This window comes from Wolbachia endosymbiont (group A) of Gastracanthus pulcherrimus (genome assembly GCF_964028265.1).
In the GTDB taxonomy this organism is placed as follows: Bacteria; Pseudomonadota; Alphaproteobacteria; order Rickettsiales; family Anaplasmataceae; genus Wolbachia; species Wolbachia pipientis.
The window spans coordinates 295,209-312,305 of the sequence record NZ_OZ034763.1; the positions used below are offsets into that span (position 1 = coordinate 295,209).

The following is a 17,097-nucleotide window of genomic DNA, read 5'->3' on the forward strand; positions in this document are numbered from 1 at the left end:
AAACAACTAAAAAAACATAGCGGTTTTTCTATGATTTTAGTATAATTCTAGCTTTACCTAAACAAAAAGATGAATTATTTAATGGACTGTGTTTTAACGTCTCTTTCCTTACCATTTTCAATTACCGAGAATTATTTATTAATTACTGCGTTGATTCCACTTTTAAGTGCGTTAGTTATTTTTTTTACTGGTAAATGGCCCAGAGTGAACAATAGTATCACTGTCACTTCTTCTGTACTTCTATTTGCGTATACGTGTCTGTGCACTTTATATTGGGTGTACGGTGATCATTCTCAATTTATCCTCATGGATTTTGGTAATAATTTGCACATTAGTTTAAAGCTAGAGTCTACCGGAGTAATATTCAGTTTATTGATATCGTTTTTATGGATACTAACCAGTGTATATGCAATATGTTATATGCAGAATAACTATGCTGATAGCAATCACTCAAGTTTTCTATGCTTTTTTTCAATATCGATTAGCTGTGCAATGTTTATTGCTTTTTCTGGAGATTTGCTCACTACATTTGTCTTTTATGAGCTTCTAACTATTAGTACATACCCTCTGGTTACTTACAACTCAACAAATGAATCAATGATTGCAGGACGCTATTACTTTGGCGTGCTATTTTTCTCTTCTTTGGTATTATTTTTTCCTGCAATAGGCCTTTTATATAATGAATTTCATACTTTAGACTTTGTAAGTGGTGGAATATTCAAATTTGATACTTCACTCATCACTTTTATTGCAGTGTGTTTTGCTATGCTAATTTACGGAATAGGAAAAGCTGCATTAATGCCAATGCATTTTTGGTTACCAAAAGCAATGGTTGCACCAACTCCTGTGAGTGCACTACTGCATGCTGTTGCTGTTGTGAAATCCGGAGTTTTCATCATCATAAAAGTTATATTATACACTTTCGGCGTCGATAATATGCAACGTTTTGTGCAGCAAAATTGGTTTGCTGGAGGGTGGCTTCCGTACGCTGCTGGATTTACTATTATTACTGCATCATTGATTGCACTAAAGCAAAAAGAATTAAAGAAGTTGCTTGCTTACTCTACCATCTCTCAATTGTCGTATATTATATTATTCGCTTCAATTTTTAGTGATCTCAGCATGAGGGTTGCAATTTTTCAATTAGTTTGCCACGCATTTGCAAAAATCACTTTGTTTTTCGTTGCCGGAGCAATAATAACGAGAGCAGGTGAGAAATATATAGATAAGATTTACGGTATAGGACGCAGTATGCCAATTAGCATGACAGCATTTGCTATAGGTGCATTGTCTATGATAGGGGTGCCGCCTGCTCCGACTTTTTGGGGTAAATTTCTCATTTTTCAAGCTGTTTTCAACTCTGGCAATGTAATACTTTCTGTGTTTGTAACTCTAGTGTTAATTGTTAGTACTATACTCAACGCTCTGTACTTTTTACCGATAATTTACAATGCCTTTTTCTTAAAACCTTCTCAGAATTACTTTATTAAAAAAACACCAATTCTTCTAGTTTTACCTCTAGTTATTACTGCTATGTGCACTTTGGTTATTTTTTTTAGCTACCAAGTAATATTTTAAAATCTGTATTTATAACCATTAACAATAAATTTAAATGGTATTATACCAGCCAGAGTTGCTTTTATATTCGACAAAGTGAAGCTAATCTCCACAGTATTCTCCTTATTTTGCTCGGTTGTAAAAACTACAGTAGCATTTCCAGCAAATGTAACTAAGTCCTTGGTCGATCGATCAATAGATAATGTTATTACATTTATGTTGGCGATTTTTCTTTTAGATAAAGACAAATTACCAGCTTCATTATTCGTTTTTTCCTGAAAGCATTGATAGATTTTATGTATAGAATTGTTTCTTATAAAATTTTCTTGGTACTTCGGTTCAACGATCTTAATGGACTCGTATATTTCAATGTATTTACTTATTAAGTACCTCGCTGTGGAAGTGTATTCATCTTCCTTTTTACTGAAACTAAGCTTATGCATTGCAGAGAACTCATCTTCTGTGTGGTTCATATACTTCACAAAATTTAAATCTTTTTTAATAGGAAATAACAGGTATATGTTTAATGTTAATAAACATAAGCATACTAGGAGAAGCGATACTATTAATGCCATCCAAGATCTTTCTGCTACACAAAACAGATACCTATGGCAGTACCATTCGACTGCTTTACTGAAATAACTTTTGTTTTTTACTGATTCAAGCAATTTATCTTCCATAACACAATGCTACCAAATCCAATTATAATAACAACAAGATTAGATACTCTAAAAAACTTTAAAATATGTCTAAATTTTCCAAAATAGGATGAATGATTATATCACCTTGTTCCGCAATAAGGTAGAATTTGTCGATTTTGCTCACATCTATATTTATCATTTTTATACTGAAATTTTCAGGATTGTAAATATTACTTTCAGCACTTTTGTGATAATTATAATAATGTAATTTATTTTGATCATCAAAATAACCAAATTCATCAGCGAGGGTTCCCACTTTGCTACCTTTACCATCTTTGACTAGCCTAAATAGATCAATTGCATGGTTTTGAGATCCAGGCTCAATAGGACCTTCTGCAGCAAAAAACTTAGGTGCATGACCAACATATTCCTTAAATTTTAGATTATGAGTCTTTTTTACACTACCAAAATCCACAAATTTATATTCATCTGAAACGCCAGAATATTGTGGATCATACTTTTTATATTCAAAAAACTCATTACCTAAAAAATTACAAAACGTTAATTTATAATTATCATGATCGGATTTAACGACTTTAAGGTAATGAAAATCTCCAGGAATCTTTACTTCCTCTTCCGTAATATGATTACGTACAACAAGCTCACCATTTAGCATATGATAGCCAGTTTTTGGCAAAGTAGCTATATTGATTGTCTTGTTTAGCTTAAAATTTGCTTCATAAATGCCACTTAACAACTCCTTTCCTTTTTCTAGGGTTACGTCTTGATCTGAAGCTATATTCTTAATTAAGCTTAATTTTTTCTGCATGTTCAATATGGCTTTCGTCAAAACTTCTATTGATTGCCATACAGTTAATTTATTATCAGTCAAATTATATACTTCGAGTATTAAATTAACAGAATTTTATCATGAATTTATGTTAAAAGTATTATACTTCGTAAACTTATGTCATGATATTAACTACATTAGCTAAAACATGCTTTTTATCTAAGTGAAGTTGCTTAGCAACAACGAAAAGTTCATCTATTTTTTTCCACTGACTTAGCAGAATTTCAACACCATTTACCTCTCTCTTTATGCTTTCTAAAATGAAGGCCTGAATTATATATGATGCTAGTTCTAGTTCGATTTCGCTATTAATTACTTTATTAATCATATTGGGATTCTTTAAATCATGAAGAAATTTATAAAAGCATTTGTATGCTTCATAAGCATCACTACTTATTGTATTTATTATCATTCCTGGCATTCCAGGAAATAAAGTAATCATTTCGTCAAACGTTTGATTATCAAATTTACATTGAGATGAAGCAACTTGCTTTGTTTCATCATAAGTTAATGGGAGTAAATTTAGCTGAAAGCACCTACACAAGATAGTGGTTTGTATATCATATGGCTTATGGCTAATTATAAATATCTTAGAATTTTTTGGCGGCTCTTCTAATATTTTCAATATTGCGTTTTTAGCGTTATTAGTCATTGCCTCTAAGCTATCTATTATAGCTATTTTGTGTTCTGATTGAATGGGACTTAAGTGTAGAAAGTTTTTCATTTCTCTGACTTTTTCTATTCCGATAGTATCACCTTCAACAATGTGTAAGTCCAATGCTACTTCATTATAGTTTTTTATGAGTAACCAATTGGAGAAGGATTTTGCAAGTGTTGCTTTTCCTATACCTTTTTTACCACAGATCAGCCAAGACTGAACAGATAAGTTGTTCATTATTTTTTTTTTGGCTTGGTTGTGGCCTATTACTTTTTTCATTCTTTCTCCTATAGATTTTAGTTTGAAAATGCGTTGTTTACTGTTTGTAATGAAATTGCACCTTCCCTTAAAACCTTAATCTTATCTTCGGTTAAGTCAATAATAGTAGATTCTATACCAGAAACTAGTTCGTCATCTTCAATCACTACAGATAAATGTTGCTTAATGGATTGTGGTATATCGTTTGCCTTACATACACTTTCTTTTCCTGAAATATTTGTACTAGTTGCAACTATTGGAACTTTCAGTTTGTTTAGTATTGAAATTGCAATAGGATGCTCAGGAATTCTGATACCTATACTATCTTTAAAGAATTCGTTTGGCAATATGTTGTTGTTTTTAAGTGGTAAAATATAGGTAATTGGTCCAGGAGAAAAGTGGTTTATTAAATCAATATATCTTTCCTTTACCTTTGCTATTTTTGTCAAATTGTAAATATCACTAACAAATATAGACAGTGGTTTATTTTGAGAGCGTTTCTTTATCTGATATATTTTTCCTATAGATTCATTATCTAGTGCATTACAAGCAAGAGCATACACTGTTTCTGTTGGAAAACACACTAATAAATTGTTCTGTATTGCATTTATTATTTTAGATACCATATAGCTAAAAACTTATTCATAACAACTAGATCAGTTTTGTTGCACTGTATCTTATATAGTAACTGCTAGTTTTTGTAAACGTAATGCAACGCAGCTTACCATTTGTTATGCAGATTTGCTACAACCCAAACTCTTCATTGACTTTATCAATTATTGCCTGTGGTGGATCCTCTCCCCATCCTGAATACAAAATCTCTCCATAGTCTGCAACATCTATAGAGCCAGTTCTGCTTTTTGCTAGAAACATTTCTCTTTTCTCTTTATCAACTAATACATAATGCCACGCTGATTTTCCACGATCTTTACCACGGACTAAGTATATAAGATCTGACCTACTTCTTTTTGTTGCATCAGCAAAAGATCTTTCATTGACAGTTCTGCTTTTACTTTTTATGCCGCCACTTTCAGAAAAAGCTTCCTTGGATTCGGTTTTTTTGCCTGCTAATTCAGAAATTTTTCCTTTTTCCCCTAATGCCCGTTCTTTGGTGTTTTGAGACGAATACTTACTGGAAAAACCTTCCCCTGTACCGCCAGGAGTCCTGTTTGTGAAACGCTTAGTAAATGAATTATTGTCGTTGTTTTCTGCCATAAAAATCTCCAAACTTTAGATTGTAGAATCCAAACTTTTACTACACTTTATCATATGTTAATTAAATTAATATAAATGAAAAATAATATAGTAATTATTACAGGAATTACGGCCTCAGGTAAATCAGAATTATGCGATAACCTGATAGAAAAATATGGAAATATTAGTATAATAAATTGTGATTCAAAGCAGGTATATGAAGAAATTCCCATAATTACTGCTCAACCACCAAAGCAAGAAGTATTTTATAAACTATATGGTTATGTTTCAGCAAAAGAAAATTATTCCGTGGGTCTATGGTTAGAAGATTTAGAAAAAGAAGTTAATCACGCATTAGAAAATGCTCAAATACCTATCATCACTGGAGGAAGCGGGCTTTACATCAGCAGTTTAATCAAAGGCTTATCATCAATGCCACAAATAAGTCAGAAAGTGAGAAAAAACGTAAGTGAGCTCAGGAAAAATTTAAGTAAAGAGGAGTTTTACAAATTAGCGCTAAGCAAAGATCCAAGGATTCAAGGTAAAGTGTTCATGAATGACTCGCACCGCCTTTCAAGGGCACTTGAAGTTATCACTGAAACTGGCAAGTCAATTTTTGTATGGCAAGAGAATAGACAGCCTCCTTTATTCAATAATTTTAAGATATATACAATTCTGCCTAAACGTGAAGATGTATACCGAAAAATAAATTCTCGTTTCATTACAATGATTGAAAATGGAGCAATTGATGAAGTAAAAAAGCTACTTAGCATGAACCTAGCCCCACATTTGCCAGCTATGAAAGCACACGGAGTGCCAGAAATTATAAAGTACTTGAAAGGTGAGATTACTTTAGACGAAGCGATACAAATTGCTCAAACAAACACAAGACACTACGCGAAACGTCAGTATACCTGGTTTAAAAAACAATTTCTAAATGCTGAAGTGATTGATTGTGCAAACAAGCTCAAGATATTTTAATTCAGGCCGTGCTCATTACTACGAATAGGGGGTTCCATATTTTCCAGATGGTCGCTTACTTCTAGTGGATCGCCTAAACCATGCTCTATTTTTATTTTAAAAAATCCAAGCCTCTCGCACAATTTCTGAAAGTATTCTTTTATAATGTCAAATAAGCTTTTATCACCTATATTATAGTCCTTCAGTCTCTCAGGAACAGTAAGTGACAAGTTACCATTTGTGTATGTTACATTTTTATCATCTTGAGACTTAAGCGTGAATTCTAGTGAGCTGGATAGATCACACACCTTGTCACCGAATGTACCGTCACTCCTTTGGAAAAATATTGGTAATGTCATATCAGATTTAACACTCACATTATTTTGGCTAACACAGTCAATACTTATCACTTTTTCAGGGCTTTCTATTATGAATGAATGCTGGCTAAGTGCACCTTGAAACTCTATATGTACACCAGCTTCATATCCTGCTTGATTACAATTGATAACTAATTCTTCCAAGATAGAGTCACTTGGAACTTCTGCCTTAGCGTATTTGAACATCTCCTTAAAAACTTTTCTTGCAAATGGGCGGTAGTCTTCATTTTTACCTTCACTTTTTGGCAGTAAACTATCATGTTCTTTGTATAGCTCGGCAATCAAATCTCTACTTATACTTTTGCCGTTAATAACAAAATCCATTCTCTGAAAATCTAAGAACGCTGTATTACCAGAATTCGCTTCAGCATTGTCTTTACCAGCTCTTAACTTGCTAAGAGGTTGTCCGGAAACAAGTAAATTCAAGCATATTCCCTCTTTAACATAACCCTACTCATAGCTAGGTATATGAAATTCTCAGTGGATGTTGTGAGTAAATCATACTCCTTCGATAGCCTTCTATTCCTATTAACCCAAGCAAAAGTCCTTTCTACAACCCATCTTCTTGGCTGTACTTTAAACCCTTGTTCTCTTGTTGGTAGTAGCTCAGGTGGCGTATCTTTGTGCACCCAAAATCTACATGGAGGCCTTGTAACAATTTCAATATCTATGTCATATTCTTCCTTTATGTGATTCTTTAAATTTCTTCCTTGGTATCCCATGTCAGCCCACATTTTTTTAACTTTAGTATATTTTGTTCTCATATTGTTTAATGCTATTTTAATACCATCTCTATCATTTTCGTTAGCAGCGCCTACGTAACAACCTAGTATAAAACCCTGAGTGTCTGTAATTATATGCCTTTTTCTACCCTTTACTTTTTTACTTCCATCATAGCCTTTGATCCCCCCTTTTCTGTAGTCTTTACAGATTGACTATCTACTATACAGGCACTCGGCTGCTCATTCCTTCCTATTTTTCTTCTACTATATTTTGTAATTTCATAATTCATTTTCTCAAAAATTCCCTGCTTCTTCCATTGCCTGAACTGCTCATACACAGTCTTCCATAGCGGAAAATCATTTGGTAAATACCGCCATTGACACCCTGTACGCAATACATAGAAAATTGCTTCTAATATTTCTCTTTTGCTATACTTTGGCGGCCTTCCTCCTTTCTTGTATGATACTCTGAAGTGTTTTTCTATTCTTGCCTATTCCCTTTCGCTTAGATCTGTTGGATACTTTTTTCTCATCTTTACCCCGTACTAAAATTTCAGATATTATAGCCTTTTACTTGTTTCCGGACAACCTCTTAATGAGAGTCCCATTTCACGGTGTTCAAATCTACTCCTTCTTGTACCATCTCCCAAAGTGGGCTCATTTCTCTCAGTCGGCCAACATTTTTAGTAATAAGATCTGTTGCGTACAAAACTTCTTCTTTGGTTGTAAATCGGCCTAGGCCAAATCTAATTGATGAATGCTCAAGGTCATGGCCATTATTTAACGACCGTATGACATAGGAAGGCTCAAGAGACGCAGATGTGCACGCAGAACCAGAACTTACTGCTAAATCCTTGATTGCCATGATGAGAGACTCACCCTCAACATAGGGAAAGCTCAAGTTTAGGTTGCCAGGAATCCTATTTTCATAGTCACCATTTAAAACAACATCAGGAAATGCTTCTTTTATCTTATTGTACAAAATATCTCTCAGTCCTTCCAATTTGCTTGCTTCTGGTTCCATTTCTTCTTTAGCAATACGTGCTGCTTCACCAAAACCGACTGCAAGGGGAGTTGGAACTGTTCCAGAACGCATACCTCTTTCTTGTCCACCACCACTGATCAATGGTGTCAATCTAACACGAGAGCCCTTTTTACGAACGTATAATGCGCCTATTCCCATAGGTCCATAAATTTTGTGGCTAGAGAGACTCATAAGATCAATGCGCATCTCATTAACATCAATTGGAACTTTTCCAAAGCTTTGAGCTGCATCTGTGTGGAAAAATATATTATACTTTCTACATATTGCACCAATTTCTTTGACAGGCTGAATTATTCCGATTTCATTATTTACCATCATCACTGAAACCAGGATTGTTTGATCAGTAATTGCTTCCTCAAGCTTTGATAAATCTATAATTCCGTTTTGCTTAACAGGCAAATATGTAACTTTAAAGCCTTCATTTTCCAGATGCCGACAAGAATCCAAAACACACTTATGCTCCGTGCAGACAGTGATTATATGATTTCCTTTATTTTTATAAAAGTGAGCAACGCCCTTGATTGCTGTATTATTTGACTCAGTTGCACCTGAGGTAAAGATAATTTCTTTGCTATCTGCGTTCACCAGATCAGCGATGTGTTTCCTTGCTTTTTCCACTGCTTCTTCAGCAGTCCAACCAAATGAATGGCTGCGAGAGTGTGCATTGCTGAACTCACCAAAGTAAGGTATCATCACCTCTAAAACACGGGGATCCACTTTAGTAGTAGATTGATAATCAAGAAATATTGGTAATTTTATTTTAGCATCATGTATTTTTTTACTTTCAACATTCATAAAGCTACCACAGAGACAAAATTTACAACCATTTAATAGCACTAAAACTTAATTTTTTCAAGATATAATCTTGCATCAAGTACAAAAGTGTCATCCAAGTAGCTGACACATAACTGTACGAACATTTATTTGCGAAAGCAGTGTGTTAAATGTTATAGCCAGTTTTGCCTCAAACACAAAGGCAGTGCCCAAACACTGGGATGACACCCTACTGGTGGCAATTGCTTCCAAATCACAATGTTTGTACAATTGTGCGCCGTGTGCTGGAATCCGTTTTAGCCCTTATCTATATCTCAGTTCCACCAACAGTTATTGCGTCGACTTTGAGTGTCGGCTGACCAACTCCAACGGGCACATTTTGTCCATCTTTCGAGCATGTGCCAACACCAGGATCTAACTTTAAGTCATTACCAACCATAGATACTTTTTTCAACACTGTTGGACCGTCACCAATTAGTGTTGCCCCTTTGACTGGCTGTGTAATTTTGCCATTTTCTATTAGGTAAGCTTCCGAAGATGAAAAAACAAATTTTCCTGACGTTATATCAACCTGCCCACCACCGAAATTTACTGCATATAGACCTTTCTTTACGCTAGATATTATTTCCTTCGGTGTATACTTTCCGGGCAACATATAGGTGTTTGTCATGCGCGGCATAATAACTTCTTTATAACTTTCTCTTCTACCATTACCAGTTGGGCTTACACCCATGAGTTTAGCGTTCATATGATCCTGCATGTATCCTTTTAGGATCCCATCCTCTATCAATATATTATAACTGGGTGGAGTGCCTTCATCGTCTACGCTGATAGAACCGCGCAAATTGGGCAGAGTTCCGTCATCAACTACTGTGATGTCACTAGCTGCTACTTGTTTACCCACAGAATTTGAAAATGCTGAGACTTTTTTGCGATTGAAGTCGCCCTCAAGTCCATGACCCACGGCTTCGTGTAACAATATTCCTGGCCAGCCTGGACCTAAAACGACTGTCATTTCTCCGGCTGGAGTTGGAATTGCTTCAAGATTTACCAGTGCTTGTTCTAACGCTTGGTTTGCAACTTCTTTCCACTTTTTCTCAGAAATAAACTTACTATAAGAGTCCCTTCCACCATGCCCTGCAGAACCTCTTTCGGTACGGCCATCTTTTTCTACAATGACTAGCACATTAAAACGTACCAGAGGCCTGATATCGCTTAATCTGTGATCACCCTTTATTATTTGTACAACTTGCCATTCTCCACTTAGAGTTATTTTTACTTGCTTCACGCAGTTATTTTTGGACCTTACATACTCATTAACCTCATTGAGTAGCTTAATCTTTGAATTCAGATCCATTTCATTTATAGGGTTAATCCTCGAATATAGGCTTTTTGTCTCTTCGTTTAAATTTATTGAATTTGTCTTGTTTAAAGACACTGAGCTTTTTACCATAGAAGCAGCATTACTAATTTCTTTTTCGCTGATCTCAGAAGAACAAACGAAAGATGTACTATCTTCACAAAAAGACCTTAAACCAAATCCCCTTCTAGTATTCAAGTCCATGTGTTTTAATATGTTATCCTCAAAAACCAGGGACTCCGACTGGCAAAATTCTAGAAACAGCTCACCACCATCGCTATTGCTCAAAGCGTTATTGACTATTTTATACACGTTATTAATATTAACATTGTTTTGAGCAAAAAATATTTGATCTAGATTTGGCATTACCTTTGAACTAAAAATTGTTTAAGTATATTATTTAACTTTAACATAGTAAACTATAAAAAGCCCGGGTGGCGGAATTGGTAGACGCGCTAGCTTCAGGTGCTAGTAACTTTTTAAGTTGTGGAAGTTCAAGTCTTCTCTCGGGCACTCTTAGCTTCCATATTGCTTATTGAATTAATTAATGTTATAATATAACATATTAGGTAATATTCATGCTATGTATAGTGAAAAAAATAAGTTAGCCTGCAGAAAGAAGGTACGAACTTACTCGAAACGCTTAGTTACTACACTATCTACTATCTCTTTCATTGGATACATAGCGGCATTGGTCTTGAATATTCCTGTCTTAAGTCTGTATTTTAGTATTGCCGGCACTATATTCAGTGCACTTTCGTTTGCTTTAAATATATGGTCACTAAATGATCATTCCCGACAACAGAATCTTAATAAGAAATCTGGCATAAAAAACACTCCAGGACAAAAAAAGTTAACAAAGATCTATCTTGATATAGCATCCAGTGCTTCATTTCTAATAGGAGGTATTGCATCTATGTCGCTTTTTGAGTCTTCTGTTATTTATTTTGTTTCTACGCCTTTTTTTATTCTAGGCTGTGTTATTATGGCAGCTAATATCGTTCAAACTATGATTAGTGAACCACAGACAAAAAACGTCCTTGAGAATCTCTCTTCAAATACTACAAGAGTACAAGCTTAAGTATTAACTTATACAGGAATATTAGCTATATAATTCCACTGAAGGAAGCCATTCAAAAGAGTTCGATGTAATTAGCGTCAAAAAAGTGTAAGCAGAAATTGTGGGCTTATTGGGGTAGGAGCGCTTAGTACTCCTACTTCCACATCAATTACTTGAATAATTGCTCAAGCTATCAAAATAAAAGTTTTTATTCAGTAATTTGTGTATAAAGGGTACTATTTTACTAGTAGTGAAATAAATCAGAATGAAGTCTATTTTATTAACGAGGCCTTTATTGGACTCGTTCAATACAAGAAATATATTGAGAAAGTATGGATACAAAGTTTTTATAGAACCAGTATTCACAATAAAGTACTTAAATCCTGATATATCTGCGTACGAATTTGACGTTGTGATATCTACAAGTAAAAACAGTGTAAAGGCTTTTAGTCAAATATGCAAAGAGGATGACTTTCCGATTATTACAGTTGGTAATTCAACCATGCAGGCTGCAAAAAATTTGGGATTTTCTGATATAATCTCAGCAGACAGCAACGTTGATGGTCTGATATCATTCATAAAAGCTCATTATTCAAACGCAATAAAGTTCTTGTATATAAGGGGACAAGAAGTATCATGTGACCTAAAAAAGAGATTATCTGAAGAAGATTTTAACGTAAGAGAAGTTGTACTCTATAAAACAATCATTAAAAGGAGTCTAACTAATAGGTGTAAAAATTTACTGTTGGATGGTAAAATTGGTAGTGTTGCTTTTTTTTCCTCACAGACAGCAAGGGTATTTTGTTCATTAGTTCTAAAAAGTGGGCTATCTCATGTGATGAATAATACAGTTGCATATACTATGAGTAAAAACATTGCTGATAGTTTAAAGTTAATCAAATGGAAAAAAATTATAACATCGAGGTTGCCTACTGGGGAGAGTTTAATTGATATAATTAATAAGGATTGTTGATGCTAAAGATTGCAACTTGGAATGTAAACTCCATACGTAAAAGAGTTAACCAACTTTGTAGTTTTATAGTTGATAGTCAGATAGATATAATTTTGCTGCAAGAGATAAAATGTATGGAAGAGCAATTTCCTTATGCAGAGATAGAGAAGCTGGGATATGAATGTGCTGTCTATGGACAAGTTGCAAGAAATGGGGTTTGTGTTTTATCTAAATATCCGATACTGGAGAAGTTTAAGATTGATATCGTAGAAGGTTATCAAGAAGCGCGTTATATAGAGTGCATAATAAAGCACAATAATCAGAAGGTAAGGGTGGGAAGTGTATACGTTCCAAACGGTCAAAGCCCGGACTCTCAAGCATTTGAATATAAACTCAAGTTTTTTGATAATCTATATGAAAGGATGAGCACTTTGTTAAAGAATGAAGAGTTAACTATTATAGCTGGCGATTATAATGTTGCACCGGATGAAATTGATGTCTTTGATTCAAACTTATTGAATGGCCAAGTGTGCTTTCATATAAGAGAACGTGAGAAGTTAAGAGCGATCTTGAATCTTGGGTTTAAAGATGCGTTTAGAATATCTCACCCAAATTTGCAACAATTCACTTGGTGGCATTATCAAGGCAATTCACTCAGAAATAATCAAGGAATGCGAATAGATTATATGCTGTTATCACCACAAGCTGTAGATAAATTGGAAACATGCTACATAGATGATAGATTGCGTAAGCTAGAAAATCCGTCTGACCATACTCCTGTTGTATGTGCTATAGAATAATAGCAGATCTCTTACACAATTCACTTTTGGCAAACCTGAGTAGTCTTACCTTTGCTGCTCTGTGGTTCTTCCCTTCGTTTGTTTTCCTTTCCTGTCCAAGATTGATCGCGCTGCTCACTCTTTTCGTTTTCCCTGTTGTTTCTCTGGGAAATTTGTTCAGGAACAGGCTGTTGTTCACTCTTTTCTTTTCCTTGGGAAATTTGTTCAGAAACAGAGGTGCCTTTCTCAACTTCTGTAACTGGGGTTTTTAAAATATCATCAATGCCCTCGAGAATTTTTCCATTCAGTTTTTCTCTCTTTTCTGTATCATTTTTATCTTGTGAGTTAGGGTCATACAAAGTACCTTTTTTGTTATTTGAAAAAAGAACCTCCACTCCTCCTTTTATGGCAAATATTGTGCCGATAGCAGTAAGAACTACTCCGAGTGTAGTAGGACCAAAAATTAACATTGGAATAGTGGAAAGAAGGACAGGAAAAAAGATCTTGCTTAAGAACGTTGTTACCATCTCTTCATCACTGAGTGGTGGTTCATCCTCTTCTTTTTTATCTTTACCTAAGAATGGTATTTTTTCTTTCATCCCATCCATAAAGGAGCCAGAAATATTTTTCGGGTCTATTTTGATCCCTCCAATTAGCAGCAGCAGCATTTCCAATACAAACTTTATGGATGAATCTTTAGCTTCTGTACCGCGTATATCAGCTACACAGTCATCTACTACTTCTTTTATTTTACCATTTTCTAAATTCTCTTCATTAGCTAATTTTTTCTCTCTAATTTTCTCAAATACGGAAAGTAAAAACTGAGAAAAATTCTCTTCACTGAGTGGTTCTACATCTTCTAGCTTGACATTATTGAATATAATTTGATTCTGACTTAGCATGAAAGCGAGTACTGCCTCGTCATCTTCCTTTAATTCTTTAGGTTGTACTTTGTTTTTTAGCAATTGTATAAAGGCATCATGGATTACCTGATGTTCCTCTTTTTCAAAAATTTTCTCATCTTCGTTAGTTACCTGAGTAGGTAACTTTGGAGGTTTTGAACTTTTTACTTGTGGGCCTGTCATGGCTGACCTATTTGCATTTGCTATGTTTTATTCTAACATATTTTTCGTATTAGTTCAAATGATTTATACTCCTAGAATCCACGATGTTTAAGTCATAATTAAGAGCCCAGTTGTCGCCAACTTTTATTTCTACTTCAAGTGGTACAGAAATTTCTATTGCATTTTCCATTATATCTTTCATAAGTTTTGCTGTTTCTTGTACCTTTTCGTCCTCTACTTCAACCAGTAGTTCATCGTGAACCTGGAGGATTATTTTACCTACTTTCAATTGGTCAAAAAGCTGAATTGTCGCACGTTTTATTATATCAGCAGCGGTTCCTTGCAGTGGTGCGTTTATTGCTGCCCTTTCTGCAAATTGTCTTATATAAGGAATTGTATTGTTTATGTCTCTTACAAAGCATCTCCTGCCAAACAAAGTTTCTACATAACCATGCAATCTTGCGATAGACACTGCTTTTTCCATATAGGCCTTTATTTCTGGGTAACAGGAAAAATAGTAATTAATGTATTCAGCAGCTTCCGCAATGGTAATTCCAAGCCGCTTTGCAAGACCAAATGGGCTAATGCCATATATAATTCCAAAATTGATGGATTTTGCTTTGCGTCTTAATTGCTCATCTATTTCTTGCACTCCAAAAACTTGCCTTGCGGTGATCTCATGAATATCTTGTCCGTTTGCAAAAGCTTCTTTAAATGCTGCAACGTTTGCAACGTGTGCCAGGAGTCTTAATTCTATTTGCGAATAGTCAGCAGAAATTATCTTATGCCCTTTTGGCGCAATAAATGCTTGTCTGATAAGATTTCCCTCTTCGCTTCTGATAGGAATATTCTGTAAATTAGGATTGCTGGAGCTCAGCCTTCCAGTTGCAGTTGCAGTCGTTGAAAAGCTTGTGTGTATTCTACCATCAAGTGGATCAACTTGCTTTATTAATGCATCAGTGTAGGTGCCTTTTAATTTACTTAAATGTCGCCAATTTAAGATTTTACTTGCGATTTCTACCCCTTCTTCTTCGAGTGCCTCTAGAACTTCATAATTGGTGCTATACGATCCAGATTTTTTTGACTTTTTCTTTTTATTAAGCCCCATTTTGTTGAATAAAACATCACTTAATTGTTTTGGCGAAGCAATATTAAATCTTTCTCCTGCCAAATTATATATCTCATCTTCAAGCACGGCAATTACCTGCTGAAATTTATCGGACAGCTCCTGTAATTTTTGTATGTTCAGTAATATCCCATTTTTCTCCATATCAAATATTACTTTCATAAGTGGCTTATCGAAGCGCTCGTAAATTGTGAACAATTTTTCCTGAAATAACCTTTGCTTTAGCTTTTCATGAATTGCTATTAAAGTTTTTGCCGAGAAAATTTCTGCATTTTCACTCAAATTATGCGCAACTATGTTTGGAATACTGTGATCGTGTTTTCCTGTATCCAAGCTATACGACATTATCATCAAATCATCAACTGAATCTAGCATCTTCTCTACTGTAGGGAAGATTTTCCTGATTTCTTTAATGTTATGTATTATTTTAAGCGCCCCATTTGAGAGTAAAGTTGAGTTAATTATAATGAGTGCATCTTGTATGCTGTCTTGCTCTATATAAAAAATATTACTTTCGCTATAAGATAAGGAAATTTTATTTAATAAGTTGTCTTCAAAGTGGCAATGAATTGCAATTCTGCCTTCATATCTACAATGCTCCAAAAATTTCTCTAACTCTTCACTACTATATTCTATTTTCTCTTTTGTGCTAGACCCATTATAGGAAAAAAGCTTTTCCATTTTACCTATTAAAGAATTGAATTCATACTTCTTTAAAAAGGATAATAGTTTTTCCATATTTGGAGGGCGAACTTCACATTTTGCAATATCATGTTGAAGGTCTACTTTTTCGCATAGTGATAAAAGTTCTCTTGAAATTAGCGCTTTTTCCTTATGTTCAGCAAGAATATTACGAATCCTCGTTTGCTCGATGTTATCAATGTTCTCTATAATATTATTCAATGAATCAAATTCATCTAGTAATTTAGCTGCAGTCTTCGGACCTATTCCCGGAACGCCTGGAATGTTGTCAGATGCATCACCAGTTAGAGAAAATAAATCAAGAAGCTTGTGTGAGTTTACGCCAAATTTTTCTATTACTTGTTTTTCATCTATATATATATTTTTAATGGGGTCGAATATTAAAATATTGTGGTTCAAGAGTTGAAATAAATCTTTATCTGATGAAACGACTACCACTTTAAAGTCTTGGTGGTTGGCGTATTTTGCAGCTAGTGTTGCAATTATATCATCTGCTTCATAACCTTCAATCTCTTCATAGCTGAGGTTAAAAGCTTCTACCGCTTCCCTCAGTATGGTGAACTGTGGAGTTAGATCCTCAGGAGGCGTTACTCTGTTCGCTTTGTACTCAGGATATAAATTGTGCCTAAAATTCTTTTTCCCTGCATCAAGTGCTATAGTTAAGTAGTCCGAATGGGCAATGTACTTAAGAACCATATTCAGAAAGCCATATACACCACCTATTGGCATTCCTGTTGTGGTAGTTAAGTGAGGTAGTACATAGTAAGCTCTGAAAAGAAAACCATAGCCATCGATGATTGTGAAAGTTTTTTCTTTCATTGTAGATATTTATGCGTGCTTTTGATGGTCCACTATTTAGCTGAGAAAATCAAGTTTTTGTTTTTCTGCTTTTGAGCGTTGTAAGAGATTTTACCGAAAATAGCATTCATGATGGGGATGTACACATATGACCTTACCCAGAAAAAGTGGAGAGAAAGTGTGGAATGTTTTTTACAAAAAGAATGATGCATCAAATTGT

16 protein-coding genes and 1 tRNA gene are annotated in these 17,097 nt (G+C 34.6%); 6 read left to right on the forward strand and 11 right to left on the reverse strand.

What is annotated here, in order from left to right; genetic code table 11:
* The first annotated feature begins 81 nt into the window (after window positions 1-81).
* Window positions 82-1,578, forward strand: a complete 1,497-nt coding sequence (locus ABWU47_RS01575; protein WP_077188396.1) for a proton-conducting transporter membrane subunit — start codon at window positions 82-84, stop codon at window positions 1,576-1,578.
* On the opposite strand, the gene ABWU47_RS01580 is transcribed toward ABWU47_RS01575, so the two are convergent.
* From ABWU47_RS01580 to ABWU47_RS01600, 5 genes are all read right to left on the reverse strand, one after another.
* A complete protein-coding gene (locus ABWU47_RS01580) occupies window positions 1,575-2,237 on the reverse strand; it encodes a conjugal transfer protein TraJ (RefSeq protein WP_077188394.1) in 663 nt (220 codons plus the stop codon). The two genes, ABWU47_RS01575 and ABWU47_RS01580, sit on opposite strands and share 4 nt — an antisense overlap.
* A 58-nt stretch (window positions 2,238-2,295) precedes the next feature.
* Window positions 2,296-3,090 carry a hypothetical protein gene (locus ABWU47_RS01585; RefSeq protein ID WP_006279470.1) on the reverse strand — a complete coding sequence of 265 codons (795 nt, stop codon included), beginning with the start codon at window positions 3,088-3,090 and terminating at the stop codon, window positions 2,296-2,298.
* 73 nt (window positions 3,091-3,163) lie between these two features.
* On the reverse strand, window positions 3,164-3,985 hold the full coding sequence (locus ABWU47_RS01590) for an AAA family ATPase (protein WP_077188393.1): 822 nt from the start codon (window positions 3,983-3,985) through the stop codon (window positions 3,164-3,166).
* A 17-nt stretch (window positions 3,986-4,002) separates the two neighbouring features.
* On the reverse strand, window positions 4,003-4,590 hold the full coding sequence (locus ABWU47_RS01595; RefSeq protein ID WP_006280292.1) for an L-threonylcarbamoyladenylate synthase: 588 nt from the start codon (window positions 4,588-4,590) through the stop codon (window positions 4,003-4,005).
* A gap of 118 nt (window positions 4,591-4,708) precedes the next feature.
* Complete coding sequence (locus ABWU47_RS01600; protein WP_010082479.1) at window positions 4,709-5,179, reverse strand: hypothetical protein; 471 nt, start codon at window positions 5,177-5,179, stop codon at window positions 4,709-4,711.
* A gap of 75 nt (window positions 5,180-5,254) precedes the next feature.
* Between ABWU47_RS01600 and miaA the strand changes: the two genes are divergently transcribed.
* Window positions 5,255-6,139 carry a tRNA (adenosine(37)-N6)-dimethylallyltransferase MiaA gene (gene miaA, locus ABWU47_RS01605; protein ID WP_006280293.1) on the forward strand — a complete coding sequence of 295 codons (885 nt, stop codon included), beginning with the start codon at window positions 5,255-5,257 and terminating at the stop codon, window positions 6,137-6,139.
* Here the strand turns inward: miaA and ABWU47_RS01610 are convergent.
* From ABWU47_RS01610 to tldD, 4 genes are all read right to left on the reverse strand, one after another.
* Window positions 6,136-6,921: a hypothetical protein gene (locus tag ABWU47_RS01610; protein ID WP_353285727.1), complete on the reverse strand. Its 786-nt coding sequence runs from the start codon at window positions 6,919-6,921 to the stop codon at window positions 6,136-6,138. The genes miaA and ABWU47_RS01610 overlap by 4 nt on opposite strands.
* Window positions 6,918-7,702, reverse strand: a protein-coding gene (locus tag ABWU47_RS01615) for an IS5 family transposase (RefSeq protein ID WP_238513981.1) whose coding sequence is annotated in 2 segments (ribosomal slippage) — window positions 6,918-7,381 and window positions 7,381-7,702 — 786 coding nt in all. Because the reading frame shifts where the segments join, the coding sequence is not laid out codon by codon here. Before ABWU47_RS01615 ends, ABWU47_RS01610 begins: the two co-directional genes overlap by 4 nt.
* A gap of 107 nt (window positions 7,703-7,809) precedes the next feature.
* The gene (locus ABWU47_RS01620; RefSeq protein WP_077188391.1) at window positions 7,810-9,057 is read right to left on the reverse strand and encodes an IscS subfamily cysteine desulfurase; all 1,248 of its coding nucleotides are present in this window, start codon (window positions 9,055-9,057) and stop codon (window positions 7,810-7,812) included.
* 286 nt (window positions 9,058-9,343) lie between these two features.
* Window positions 9,344-10,762 carry a metalloprotease TldD gene (gene tldD, locus ABWU47_RS01625; RefSeq protein WP_010962974.1) on the reverse strand — a complete coding sequence of 473 codons (1,419 nt, stop codon included), beginning with the start codon at window positions 10,760-10,762 and terminating at the stop codon, window positions 9,344-9,346.
* Window positions 10,763-10,824: 62 nt separating this feature from the next.
* Here tldD and ABWU47_RS01630 point away from each other — a divergent pair.
* From ABWU47_RS01630 to ABWU47_RS01645, 4 genes are all read left to right on the forward strand, one after another.
* Window positions 10,825-10,909, forward strand: a tRNA-Leu gene (locus ABWU47_RS01630).
* 70 nt (window positions 10,910-10,979) lie between these two features.
* On the forward strand, window positions 10,980-11,477 hold the full coding sequence (locus ABWU47_RS01635) for a hypothetical protein (RefSeq protein WP_077188390.1): 498 nt from the start codon (window positions 10,980-10,982) through the stop codon (window positions 11,475-11,477).
* Between the two features lie 244 nt (window positions 11,478-11,721).
* Complete coding sequence (locus tag ABWU47_RS01640) at window positions 11,722-12,429, forward strand: uroporphyrinogen-III synthase (RefSeq protein WP_077188389.1); 708 nt, start codon at window positions 11,722-11,724, stop codon at window positions 12,427-12,429.
* Window positions 12,429-13,208, forward strand: coding sequence for an exodeoxyribonuclease III (locus ABWU47_RS01645; protein ID WP_006279450.1), 780 nt, complete (start codon window positions 12,429-12,431; stop codon window positions 13,206-13,208). The genes ABWU47_RS01640 and ABWU47_RS01645 overlap by 1 nt, the downstream gene beginning before the upstream one ends.
* Before the next feature lie 20 nt (window positions 13,209-13,228).
* Here ABWU47_RS01645 and ABWU47_RS01650 read toward each other — a convergent pair whose 3' ends face one another.
* Complete coding sequence (locus ABWU47_RS01650) at window positions 13,229-14,272, reverse strand: hypothetical protein (protein ID WP_077188387.1); 1,044 nt, start codon at window positions 14,270-14,272, stop codon at window positions 13,229-13,231.
* Window positions 14,273-14,321: 49 nt separating this feature from the next.
* Window positions 14,322-16,898, reverse strand: coding sequence for a DNA polymerase I (polA, locus tag ABWU47_RS01655; protein WP_353285728.1), 2,577 nt, complete (start codon window positions 16,896-16,898; stop codon window positions 14,322-14,324).
* Between the last annotated feature and the right edge of the window lie 199 nt (window positions 16,899-17,097).